Source organism: Streptomyces sp. YIM 98790, from assembly GCF_011421595.1.
Classification (GTDB): domain Bacteria; phylum Actinomycetota; class Actinomycetes; order Streptomycetales; family Streptomycetaceae; genus Streptomyces.
In genome coordinates this window covers 1-11,983 of the sequence record NZ_WTLH01000176.1, presented here as the reverse complement: position 1 = coordinate 11,983, position 11,983 = coordinate 1, and the positions used below count along the sequence as shown (strand labels likewise).

General features: G+C 73.9%; 10 protein-coding genes and 1 pseudogene. 7 read left to right on the top strand and 4 right to left on the bottom strand.

All coding sequences use genetic code 11. The annotated features are described in order from the left end of the window. Positions 1–294: 294 nt before the first annotated feature. From GQS09_RS22790 to GQS09_RS22780, 3 genes are all read right to left on the bottom strand, one after another. Positions 295–1,140, bottom strand: a complete 846-nt coding sequence (locus GQS09_RS22790) for an S-methyl-5'-thioadenosine phosphorylase (protein WP_165989206.1) — start codon at positions 1,138–1,140, stop codon at positions 295–297. Then, positions 1,137–1,466 carry an FmdB family zinc ribbon protein gene (locus GQS09_RS22785; protein ID WP_165989203.1) on the bottom strand — a complete coding sequence of 110 codons (330 nt, stop codon included), beginning with the start codon at positions 1,464–1,466 and terminating at the stop codon, positions 1,137–1,139. The genes GQS09_RS22790 and GQS09_RS22785 overlap by 4 nt, the downstream gene beginning before the upstream one ends. A 336-nt stretch (positions 1,467–1,802) precedes the next feature. Further along, on the bottom strand, positions 1,803–3,374 hold the full coding sequence (locus GQS09_RS22780) for a potassium/proton antiporter (RefSeq protein WP_165989201.1): 1,572 nt from the start codon (positions 3,372–3,374) through the stop codon (positions 1,803–1,805). 253 nt (positions 3,375–3,627) lie between these two features. Here GQS09_RS22780 and GQS09_RS22775 point away from each other — a divergent pair, with 253 nt between their 5' ends. Then, complete coding sequence (locus GQS09_RS22775; protein ID WP_165989200.1) at positions 3,628–6,408, top strand: penicillin acylase family protein; 2,781 nt, start codon at positions 3,628–3,630, stop codon at positions 6,406–6,408. Between the two features lie 221 nt (positions 6,409–6,629). Here GQS09_RS22775 and GQS09_RS22770 read toward each other — a convergent pair whose 3' ends face one another. Further along, positions 6,630–7,232, bottom strand: coding sequence for a 5-formyltetrahydrofolate cyclo-ligase (locus GQS09_RS22770; protein WP_165989198.1), 603 nt, complete (start codon positions 7,230–7,232; stop codon positions 6,630–6,632). Between the two features lie 118 nt (positions 7,233–7,350). Between GQS09_RS22770 and GQS09_RS22765 the strand changes: the two genes are divergently transcribed. The 6 genes and pseudogenes from GQS09_RS22765 to GQS09_RS22740 form a co-directional block, all read left to right on the top strand. Further along, on the top strand, positions 7,351–8,277 hold the full coding sequence (locus tag GQS09_RS22765) for a UTP--glucose-1-phosphate uridylyltransferase (protein ID WP_165989196.1): 927 nt from the start codon (positions 7,351–7,353) through the stop codon (positions 8,275–8,277). Next, entirely contained in the window at positions 8,270–9,574 is a 1,305-nt protein-coding gene (gene glp / locus GQS09_RS22760) for a gephyrin-like molybdotransferase Glp (protein ID WP_165989194.1), read from the top strand. Before GQS09_RS22765 ends, glp begins: the two co-directional genes overlap by 8 nt. Before the next feature lie 42 nt (positions 9,575–9,616). Continuing rightward, complete coding sequence (gene moaC / locus GQS09_RS22755; RefSeq protein WP_165989192.1) at positions 9,617–10,096, top strand: cyclic pyranopterin monophosphate synthase MoaC; 480 nt, start codon at positions 9,617–9,619, stop codon at positions 10,094–10,096. Then, positions 10,093–10,620, top strand: a complete 528-nt coding sequence (locus GQS09_RS22750) for a molybdenum cofactor biosynthesis protein B (protein WP_165989190.1) — start codon at positions 10,093–10,095, stop codon at positions 10,618–10,620. The genes moaC and GQS09_RS22750 overlap by 4 nt, the downstream gene beginning before the upstream one ends. After that, complete coding sequence (locus GQS09_RS22745; protein WP_165989188.1) at positions 10,617–11,252, top strand: GNAT family N-acetyltransferase; 636 nt, start codon at positions 10,617–10,619, stop codon at positions 11,250–11,252. Before GQS09_RS22750 ends, GQS09_RS22745 begins: the two co-directional genes overlap by 4 nt. Before the next feature lie 129 nt (positions 11,253–11,381). Further along, a pseudogene (locus tag GQS09_RS22740) lies at positions 11,382–11,983 on the top strand (hypothetical protein); the annotation flags it as partial.

The window sequence follows — 11,983 nt, the reverse complement described above, 5'->3', positions numbered from 1 at the left end:
GGCGCAGCCGGTGCCTGCCGCGCCCCGGCCGCACCGGATCGAACGCCGGAACGGCGGGGACGGCGCGGGCCGCGGGGGCGGGCGGGGGGACGGGAGGGACAGCGGGGCGGCGCCGGCCGGCGGCGGTGGGGTTCATGCCTCCACGGTGCCCGCAGCCACCGGCACCCTTCGAGCCCTGTGGAAAACCCGCCGCGGGAGCGGAATCCCGCAGTCGTCCCTTCCCCCCCTCCCGGCCCGCCGCGCAGCCGCCGTCGGTTCAGCGGGCGTCCGGGAAGGGGGGAGAACCGCAGAAGATCAGGGCAGGGCGATGCCGGTCGGCTGCCCGCCGAGCGCGCCCGTGCACAGGCAGTCCCGTTCGCCCTCGGGAAGCTTGGTGATCACATCGAACAGGACCGAGCGCAGCCGGGCGATGTTCTGCGCGAACACCTGGAGCACCTCGGTGTGCGAGACGCCCTCGCCGGTCTCGGCGCCCGCGTCCAGGTCGGTGACCAGGGCGAGCGAGGTGTAGCAGAGCTCCAGCTCGCGGGCGAGTACGGCCTCCGGGTGGCCGGTCATGCCCACCACCGACCAGCCCTGGGCGGCGTGCCAGCGAGATTCGGCCCGGGTGGAGAAGCGCGGCCCCTCGATCACGCACATGGTGCCGCCGTCCACCGGGTCCCAGCCGTTCGCCCGGGCGGCGGCCAGCGCGGCCTCGCGGCCGGACGGGCAGTAGGGATCGGCGAAGCTGACGTGGACGACGTTCGGCACCGCGCCGTCCGGCCGGGCCAGCCCGTCGTAGAAGCTCTGCACCCGGCTCTTGGTGCGGTCCACCAGCTGGTCGGGTATCACCAGGGTGCCGGGCCCGTACTCGGGCCGGAGCCCGCCCACCGCGCACGGCCCCAGCACCTGGCGCACGCCCACCGAGCGCAGCGCCCACAGGTTGGCCCGGTAGTTGATCAGGTGCGGGGCCAGGGTGTGCCCGCGGCCGTGCCGGGGCAGGAACGCCACCCGCCGGCCGCCCGCCTCGCCCAGGAACAGCGAGTCACTGGGCGGCCCGTACGGCGTGTCGACGGTGATTTCCGTCACGTCGTCGAGGAAGGAGTAGAACCCCGACCCGCCGATCACGCCGATGTCGGCCCGGTGCCCGGCCGGGGTGCTCATGCGGCCGGGGCGGAGGCGGTCTTGGTGCCGGACGCGGACGACGAGGCGGAGCCCGGGGAACCGGAGGAGCCGGAGGAGCCCGAGGAGGCCGCGGTCTCCTTCTTCTCCTTCTTCTCCCCGCCGGAGGACGGGGCGCTGCCGGTGGAGCTGTTGCGGCTGTCGGTGCGGTAGAAACCGGAGCCCTTGAAGACGATGCCGACCGAGGAGAAGACCTTCTTCAGGCGTCCCTCGCAGCTGGGGCACTGGGTCAGGGCGTCGTCGCTGAACTTCTGGACGACCTCCAGGCCCTGCTGACATTCAGTGCACTGGTACTGATACGTCGGCACGATGATCCTCCGCTTGTGTCGGTGCCCGGGGGCCGGGCTCTGGTCCGGCCCGGCCCGGCCGGTGCTCCCTGGCACTCTTCGTCAGTGAGTGCTAACGACGGTCCATCGTGCAACATTCCTCCCCGCGAAGTCCACTGGTGTCCGTCACATCACGCCCGGGCGGAGGTCCTTCTTCCGGCGCCCGGGGGACACGCTCCGCGCACGGTCGTGCGGGACGCGGGCCGGGCCCCGGCGCGGGCCGGGACGCGGGCCAGGAGCGGTCCGGGCGGCGGGCCGGGCGCCGGCGTGGCCGGGTGCCGGCGTGGGCCGGGCGCCTGGGCATGGGCCGGGGCGTGGTCAGGGTGAGCGCGACCACCCCAGCCAGCCGGCCAGCTTGCCGCCCCGGCCCACCTCCAGCAGCCGCCGCTCCGCCGCGTCCCGCACCGGATCGGTCGTCACCACCAGCAGCTCGTCCCCGCGCCGCAGCACGGTGGTCGGCTGCGGCACGAAACTCGCTCCGTCCCGCACCACCAGGGTCACCGCGGCTCCCGGCGGCAGCCGCAGCTCGGCCACCTCCACCCCGTGCATCCGGGACCCCTCGGGGATGGTGAGGGACAGCAGATGGCCGCGCAGCCGCTCCAGCGGCGCGGACTCGATGTCCAGGTCGGTGGCCTGGTCGCCGTCGCGCAGCCGCAGCCGCCGGGCCAGCCACGGCAGGGTCGGCCCCTGCACCAGGGTGAAGACCACCACCAGCACGAAGACGATGTTGAACACCCGGTCGCTGCCGCCGAGCCCGGCCACCATGGGGATGGTGGCCAGCACGATCGGCACCGCGCCGCGCAGCCCGGCCCAGGAGTACAGCGCGTGCTCCCGCCACGGCCGGCGGAACGGCAGCAGCGACAGCCCGACCGACACCGGCCGGGCCACCAGGGTGAGCGCCAGCCCGATCACCACCGCCGGCCAGAAGTCCGCCACCAGCTCCGCCGGATTCACCAGCAGGCCGAGCAGCACGAACAGCCCGATCTGCGCCACCCACGCCATGGCGTCCGCGAAGCCCCGCGTGGCCGGCCGGTGCGGCAGCCGGGCGTTGCCCATCACCAGCGACGCCACGTACACCGCCAGGAAGCCGCTGCCCTGGGCCAGCGCCCCGGCCGCGTACGCCAGCACGGCCAGGGCGAGCACCGCGATCGGGTAGAGACCGGCCGCGGGCAGCGCCACCTGGCGCAGCGCATACGCGCCGAGGCGGCCGACGGCCAGGCCCACCAGCAGCCCGATCGCCAGCTGGAGCAGCATCTCGGCGGGCAGCAGCAGCCAGTCCGCGGCGCTGTTCTGCCCGCTGCCCAGGCCGTCCGCCGCGGAGAAGCTCACCACCAGCAGCACCACGGGCGCGTCGTTGAAGCCCGACTCGGCCTCCAGGGTGCCGCTGAGCCGGCGCGGCAGCGGCACCCTGCGCAGCACCGAGAAGACCGCTGCGGCATCGGTGGAGGACACCACCGCGCCCATCACCAGGGCGAGCTGCCAGCGCAGGCCCACCAGGTAGTGCGCGGCCGCGGCGGTGACCGCCACGCTCACCGCCACCCCGACGGTGGCCAGCACGGCCGCCGCCGGCACCGCCGGCCGGATGTGCCGCCAGTTGGTGCCGAGACCGCCCTCGGCCAGGATGACCACCAGCGCCGCATAGCCCAGCACCTGGGTCAGTTCGGCGTCGCTGAACTCCACGCCCAGGCCGTCCTGGCCGATCAGCATGCCGATGCCCAGGTAGAGCAGCAGGGTGGGCAGTCCGCTGCGGGAGGTCAGCCGCACCGCCGCCACGGCGACGAGCAGTACCAGGGCACCGGCGAGCATCAGCTCGTTGAGGCGGTCGACGGTCAGGACGGTCCTCCCTTCCGGGCGGGCCGGGCCGTCTGCGGCGGCTGCCGGGCACGCCATGGGCAGCGCCAGGGGGCCACTCCATGGGGCATACGGCGGGCGGGCGGGACGGGCGGGCCGGGCGACGGCGATTCAGTTGGACGCTACATGCGGATGGATTCAGGTGCTTTACGGGAAATTTACCAGCTTGTGGATCATGCCGCCGCCCCTGCCGCCGCCCCTGCGGCCCCCCTGCCGCCTCCCCGTGGCGCCACCCGTCTGGCGGAGTGTCTATGGTTGCTCCAGTCCGACCGTTCGCCCGCGAAGGACAGCGATGCCAGCCAAGAAGTCCCTGCGCCGCTTCCGCATCCTCGGAATCGTCGTTGTCCTGCTGCTGGTGGCCGGTTCCGGCTACGGCACCTGGTGGTCCGTCTCCACGGTACGGGCCTCGTTCCCCCAGCTCAGCGGTGAGATCACGGTGGACGGCCTGTCCGCCCCGGTGACCGTGCAGCGGGATGCGCACGGCATTCCCACCCTGTACGGGGAGACCGCCGAGGACCTCTTCACCGCCCAGGGCTTCGTGCACGCCCAGGACCGCTTCTGGGAGATGGACGTCCGCCGCCACCTCACCGCCGGCCGGCTCTCCGAGATGTTCGGCGAGTCCCAGGTCTCCACGGACATCTTCCTGCGCACCCTCGGCTGGCGGGACATCGCCCAGCGGGAGTACGACGAGCTGCTCTCCGAGGACACCAGGCGCTACCTCCAGGCCTACGCCGACGGCGTCAACGCCTATCTGGCCGGCCGCAGCGGCAAGGAGATCTCGGTCGAGTACGCCGCCCTCGGCTTCGTCAGCGACTACACCCCCGAGGAATGGGATCCGGTCGACTCGGTCGCCTGGCTCAAGGCCATGGCCTGGGACCTGCGCGGCAACATGGAGGACGAGATCGACCGTGCGCTGCTCCAGGGCCGGCTGAGCCCGGAGCAGATCGCCGACCTCTATCCGGCCTACCCCTACGAGCGCAACCGCCCCATCGTGGACGGCGGCGGGGTCGGTGACGGCGCCTACCGGCCCGGCGGCGACACCACCGGCCTGGCTGGCCTCACCGGGGACGACGAGAACGGCACCGGTGACGCCGGCACCGGTGACGGCACCGGTGACGGTGACGCCGACGGCGGCGGCTCGGGCGAGGCCCTGGACGAGGCCCTGGAGGGCGTCTCCACCCAGCTCGGCTCGCTGGCGCAGACCCTGGACGGCATGCCCGCCCTGCTCGGCCGGAACGGCAGCGGCATCGGCTCCAACTCCTGGGCGGTCTCCGGCGACTACACCACCACCGGCAAGCCGCTGCTGGCCAACGACCCGCACCTGGGCCCGTCCATGCCCTCCATCTGGTACCAGATGGGCCTGCGCTGCACCGAGGTCACCGAGGAATGCCCCTACGCGGTGGCCGGCTTCACCTTCTCCGGCATGCCGGGCGTGGTCATCGGCCACAACGACACCATCGCCTGGGGTTTCACCAATCTCGGCGCCGACGTCAGCGACCTCTACCTGGAGCGGCTGGAGGACGGCCGCTACCTGCGGGACGGCGAGCTGGTGCCGTACGAGACCCGCACCGAGATCATCTCGGTGGCGGGCGGTGAGCCCCGCGAGTTCACCGTGCGCGCCACCGAGAACGGCCCGATCCTCTCCGACCGCAGCGACGAGCTGGACAACGTCGGCGAGCACGCGCCGGTCGACGCCGGCGCCCCCGACCGCGGCCAGGGCTACGCCGTCTCGCTGCGCTGGACCGCGCTGGAGCCGTCCCGCACCATGGACGCCGTCTTCGCCCTCAACACCGCCCGCGACTTCGACGACTTCCGGCAGGCCGCCCGGCTGTTCGCGGTGCCCTCGCAGAACCTGCTCTACGCCGACACCGAGGGCAACATCGGCTACCAGGCACCCGGCATGATCCCCGTCCGCGGCAAGGGCGACGGCAGGCTGCCCGCCCCCGGCTGGGATTCCGCCTTCGCCTGGACCGGCTACATCCCGCAGGACGAGCTGCCCTGGGAGTACAACCCGGAGCGCGGCTACATCGTCACCGCCAACCAGGCCGTGGCCGGTGACGGCTATCCGTACCTGCTCACCGAGGACTGGTCGTACGGCACCCGCAGCCAGCGCATCGACGACCTCATCCAGACCGTGATCGCGGACGGCGGCAAGATCTCCATGGGGGACATGCGCTCCATCCAGCTCGACAACAGCAACGAGATGGCCAAGGTGCTCACCCCTTACCTGCTGAAGGTGGACATCGACGACCCGTACATCCGCGAGGCCCAGCAGCTCCTGGAGGGCTGGGACTACACCCAGGACTCCGACTCGGCCGCCGCCGCCTACTACAACGCGGTCTGGCGTCACCTGCTGAAGCTGGCCTTCGGGCACAAGCTGCCCAAGGAGGTCCGGGTGGAGGGCCAGTGCCTGTGGGTGCGGCCCGCGGACGACTCGGCCCCGCTGGAGGACGAACACGGGAAGCCGGTGCTGGAGCGCGAATGCGGCGACCGGAAGCCGGACGCGGCGCAGCCGGACGGCGGCGACCGCTGGTTCGAGGTGGTGCGCATCCTGCTGGAGGAGCCGGAGAGCGAGTGGTGGACCTCGCCCGCCGACCGCGACGACCCGGCCGCGGACAACCGGGACGAACTGCTGGCCAAGGCCATGAAGGACGCCCGCTGGGAGCTGACCTCGCTGCTCGGCAAGGACATCTCCACCTGGAGCTGGGGCCGGCTGCACCAGCTTTCGCTGATCAACCCGACGCTGGGGGCCGAGGGGCCCGGGCCGGTGCGCTGGCTGCTCAACCGCGGGCCGTGGAACCTTTCCGGCGGCAAGGACGCGGTCAACGCCACCGGCTGGAACGCGGCCGGCGGCTACAAGGTGACCTGGGTGCCGTCGATGCGGATGATCGTCAGCCTCGCCGACTTCGACGACTCGCAGTGGATCAACCTCTCCGGCAACTCCGGCCACGCCTACCACGACAACTACACCGACCAGACGGGGATGTGGGCCCGCGGCGAGTACCTGCCCTGGGCCTGGAGCGACGAGGCCGTCGCCGACACCACGACGGACACCCTCACCCTCCGCCCCTGACNCCGACACCACGACGGACACCCTCACCCTCCGCCCCTGACCCGCTGACGCCCGGCCCGCTGACCCGCGCCGCTGACGCCCGGCCCGCTGACCCGCGCCGCTGACGCCCGGCCCGCTGACCCCGCCCGCCGGGCCCGCCCGGGCCCGCCGGCGGATCAGGACCAGGGCCGGCCGGTCAGGCCGGCCGGTCATCGGGCGGCGGGCCGGCGGCGAGGCCCCCGTCAGCGGAAGCGGTGGACCCCGTGCGGGGTGACCGCGGTGTGCACCGGACGGTCGTGCGGCTCCTCCGGGAGGTGGCCCACCACCTCGTGCCCGTACACCAGCACCACCAGCGCGGGATCGGAGCCGGCCGCGTCCAGCCGGGCCAGCGCCCGGTCGTACGATCCGCCGCCGCGGCCCATCCGCACGCCGCGCGCGTCCACGGCCAGCCCCGGCAGCAGCACCACGTCCGCCTCGCACACCGCGTCCGGGCCCAGCCGCCGCCCGCCCGGCTCCAGCAGCCGGATCCGCCCCGGGTGGTCGGCCTCCGCCAGCGCGCCGCGCCCCGCGTACTCCGCCCAGTCCAGGTCGTCGTCGTCCCGCAGCACCGGCAGCAGCACCCGGGTGCCGCGCCCGCGGAGCGCCTCCAGCAGCTTTCCGGTGCCCGGCTCGTGCCCGACCGAGACATAGGCGGCCACGGTCCCCGCGCCCGCCACCTCGGGCAGCGCCAGGGCGTGCCGGGCCAGCCCCTCGGCCGCCTGCGCCAGCTCGTCGTCCGCCATCGCGGCCCGTACTGCCAGCAGATCCCTGCGCACCGCCTGTTTCCGCGCGCCGATATCGCTCACGCTGCCCACGTTCCCGCCGGTTCCTTTCCTGACCGCACACCGTTCCCGGCTGTTCCCGCCACAACCGACTCCGGATCGGTACGCTGAGTGAGCAGCCTAAAACGGATAAGGTGACCACATGACCTCTCGTCCCCGGAGTTCTTCTCCCCGGATCAACAAGGCAGTGATTCCCGCCGCCGGTCTCGGTACGCGGTTTCTCCCCGCCACCAAGGCCACCCCCAAGGAAATGCTCCCGGTGGTGGACCAGCCGGCCATCCAGTATGTGGTGGAGGAGGCCACCAGCGCGGGCCTGACCGACGTGCTCATGGTCACCGGCCGGAACAAGAGGCCGCTGGAGGATCACTTCGACCGGAACTACGAGCTGGAGGACGCGCTGCGGCGCAAGGGGGATGCCGAGCGGCTGGCCGCCGTCCAGGCGTCCAGCGCCCTGGCCACCATCCACTACGTCCGCCAGGGCGACCCCAAGGGTCTGGGCCATGCCGTGCTGTGCGCCGCCCCCCACGTGGGCAGCGAACCCTTCGCCGTCCTCCTCGGCGACGACCTGATCGACCCGCGCGACCCGCTGCTCACCACCATGACCCGGGTCCGCGAGGAGCAGGGCGGCTCGGTGATCGCGCTGCTGGAGGTCGATCCCTCGCAGATCCACCTCTACGGCAGCGCCGCCGTGCAGCCCACCGGCGAACAGGACGTGGTCAAGGTCACCGGCCTGGTGGAGAAGCCGGCCCCGGCCGACGCCCCCAGCAACCTCGCGGTGATCGGCCGCTACGTCCTGGACCCGGCCGTCTTCGGCGTGCTGCGCGAGACCGCCCCCGGCCGCGGCGGCGAGATCCAGCTCACCGACGCCCTGCAGACCCTGGCCGCGGACCCGTCCCTGGGCGGCCCGGTGCACGGCGTGGTCTTCCGGGGCCGCCGCTACGACACCGGCGACCGCGGCGACTATCTGCGCACCATCGTCCGGCTGGCCTGCGAGCGCGCCGACCTCGGGCCCGACTTCCGCGACTGGCTGGTGAAGTACGTCAACGGGGAGATGCAGGAGATTGACTGACCTGACGTCCGTCGACGACCACCTGGCGGACATCCTCGGGGCGCTGCGCCCGCTCGACCCCATCGAGCTGAACCTGGCGGACGCCCAGGGCTGCGTGCTCACCGAGGACGTCATGGTCCCGCTCGCCCTGCCGCCCTTCGACAACAGCTCGATGGACGGCTACGCGGTGCGCCTGGCCGACGTCGAGGGCGCGTCCGAGACCTACCCGGCCGTGCTCCGGGTGGTCGGCGACGTCGCGGCGGGCAGCGGCACCCCGCCCGTGGTACGGCCCGGCGAGGCCGCCCGCATCATGACCGGCGCCCCGGTGCCGTCCGGTGCCGAGGCGGTGGTCCCGGTGGAGTGGACGGACGGCGGCAGCGGCGGCGGCCCGGCCGCCGCCATGTCCCCGCACAGCGCCCGCCCGCAGGAGGCGGGCGGGCAGGTCCGGGTGCACCGCGCCCCCGGGCCCGGCGCGCACATCCGCCGCCGCGGGAGCGACGTCCCGGCCGGTGCCGTGGCCCTGCCGGCCGGCACCGTGCTGGGGGCGCCGCAGCTCGGGCTGCTCGCCGCCATCGGCCGTCCGGCCGTCCGGGTCCGGCCCCGTCCCCGGGTGGTCGTGGTCTCCACCGGCAGCGAACTGGCCCAGCCCGGCGAGCCCCTGGAGCCCGGCCGGATCTACGACTCCAACGGCTTCCTGCTCACCGCCGCGGCCCGGGAGGCCGGGGCCGACGCCTACCGGGTGGCCGCGGTCGCCGACGACGCCGAGACCCTGCGCGCCACCCTGGAGGACCAGCTCGTCCGCGCCGACCTGATCGTCACCAGCGGCGGGGTCAGCGTCGGCGCCTACGACGTGGTCAAGGAGGCCCTCGCCGGACCGGCCGGCGCCCCGGACCGGGTGGAGTTCCGGCGGCTGGCCATGCAGCCGGGCAAGCCGCAGGGCTTCGGGCTGATCGGCCCGGACCGCATCCCGCTGCTCGCCCTCCCCGGCAACCCGGTCTCGGCCTACGTCTCCTTCGAGATCTTCGTGCGCCCCGCGCTGCGCGCCATGGCCGGCCACGCCGGTCCCGACCTGCACCGGCCGCGGGTCCGGGTCCGGCTGGACGCACCGGAGCCGCTGGCCTCGCCCGCCGGGCGGCGGCAGTTCCTGCGCGGCCACCACGACCCGGCGGCCGGCACGGTCCGGCCGGTGGGCGGCGCGGGCTCGCACCTGATCGCCGCGCTCGCCCAGGCCGACTGCCTGCTCGTCGTCCCCGAGGACGTCACCGAGGTGGCGCCGGGCACCGAGCTGGAGGCCGTGCTCCTCACCCGCGGCGGCTGACGGCCCGGCGCCCGGGCGGGCCTGGGGGTACTCTCACTCCCCATGAGCAGCTCGCATCTGACACATCTGGACGACTCCGGTGCCGCCCGGATGGTGGATGTGTCGGCGAAGGAGATCACCGCCCGCACGGCGCGGGCCACCGGGCGGGTGCTGGTGTCCCCGCGCGTGGTGGAACTGCTGCGCGGCGAGGGCGTGCCCAAGGGGGACGCGCTGGCCGTGGCCCGCATCGCCGGGATCATGGGTGCCAAGCGCACCCCCGACCTGGTTCCGCTGTGCCACCCGCTGGCGCTGTCCGGCGTCACCGTGGATCTCTCCCTCTCCGACGACGCCGTCCTGATCAGTGCCCGGGTCCGCACCACGGACCGCACCGGCGTCGAGATGGAGGCCCTGACCGCCGTCTCGGTCGCGGCGCTCACCGTGGTCGACATGGTCAAGGCCGTCGACAAGGGCGCGGTGATCAGCGACATCCGGGTCGAGGAGAAGACGGGCGGGAAGTCCGGCGACTGGAGCCGCCGCCCATGACCCCGCCCCCCGCAGCCCCTTCCTACCGGGCGCTCGCCGTCACCGCCTCCAACCGTGCCTCGGCCGGCGTCTACACCGACACGGGCGGCCCGCTGGTCGCCGACGGCCTGCGCCGCATGGGCTTCGCCGTCGACGGCCCCCAGGTGGTGCCGGACGGCGAACCGGTCGAGGCCGCGCTGCGGGCCGCGGCCGGGGCCGGCTACGACGTGGTGGTCACCACCGGCGGCACCGGCCTGACCCCCACCGACCGCACCCCGGAGATGACCCGGCGGGTGCTGGACTTCGAGGTCCCGGGCATCGCCGAGGCGATCCGGGCGGCCGGGATGGCCAAGGTCCCCACCGCCGCGCTCTCCCGCGGGCTGGCCGGCGTGGCCGGGGGTACGCTGATCGTGAACCTGCCCGGTTCCACGGGCGGGGTGCGGGACGGACTGGCCGTCCTGGAACCGCTGCTGCTGCACGCGGTGCAGCAGATCCGCGGCGGGGACCACCCGCGCACAGCCGCCGAGACGCGAGATTCCCGATGAACGCCCACTGGCCCGCCGAGCTGGCGGACGGCGATGTCACGCTCCGTCCGATACGCCAGCGCGACCACCGCGCCTGGATGGAGGTCAACCGGCGCAACCGGGAATGGCTGCGCCCCTGGGAGGCCACCCTGCCGCCGGTGGCGCCGGGCCACCTGCCCGCCCGCCGCCCCACCTTCCGGCAGATGGTCCGCCATCTGCGCGGCGAGGCCGGGGCCGGCCGGATGCTCCCGTTCATCGTCGAATACCGCGGGCGGCTGGTGGGGCAGCTCACGGTCGCCGGGATCACCTGGGGTTCGATGTGCGCGGGGCACATCGGCTACTGGATCGACCGGGCGGTGGCCGGCCGCGGCGTGATGCCCACCGCCGTCGCCCTGGCCACCGACCACTGCTTCTTCACCCTGGGCCTGCACCGCCTGGAGATCTGCGTGCGCCCGGAGAACACCCCCAGCCGCCGGGTCGCGGAGAAGCTCGGCTACCGCGAGGAAGGCATCCGGCCCCGCTACCTGCACATCGACGGCGCCTGGCGCGACCACCTGGTGTATGCCCTGACCGCCGAGGAGGTCCCGGGGGGCCTGCTTCCGCGCTGGCACGCCCTCCGTTCCGCCCCGCCGTCGCCTTCCCTCATGGAATAAAACACACATTCGAATTCCTCGGATTCGCTCGATAACAATCCGAGGAAATGACCGGCGAAGAGCCCCGATCGTGCAACACACCGCGCAATTTGGCAGATGCGGGCGCGCAAACCGCTCTACCGTGTCATCGTGAACAGCAGTGGCCTCATCTTCGCAATGATCGTCGGGGCATGGGCCGCGTACCTCGTTCCCATGTGGCTCCGCCGACAGGACGAGCTCAACGACGCACGCCCGACGGAACGCTTCAGCACCGCGATGCGGCTGCTCTCGGGGAGGGCGCTGACCGAGCGGCGGCGCAAGCGTGCCACCGGAGAGGCCACCGCGGACGAGGCGGAGGACACCACGGACGGCGAGGACGCCGCAGTCGACCTGCGCGCCTACGCCCACCCCGTCGCCCCCGCCGACCCCCCGTCCCCGCCCGCTCCCGCACCGTCGCCGTCGCCGTCGCCCGCTCCGCCGCCCCCGCCGCCCGCCGCCGCCCGCGCCAAGGTCCTCGCCCGCCGGCGCCGGACCACCATGGTGCTGCTGCTCGCCTTCGCCCTCGGCGGCCTGCTCACCGCCGCCCAGGGCCGCACCTACCTGTGGGTGCCCGGCCTCTTCGCCGCGCTGCTCACCAGCTACATCGTCCACGTCCGCCGCCAGGAGCGGCGCCGTCTCGCGCATGCCCAGGACCGCCGCCAGGCCGAGGAGGCCGCCCGGCGGCTGCGCGAGCGCACCCGCCGCCCCGGCGC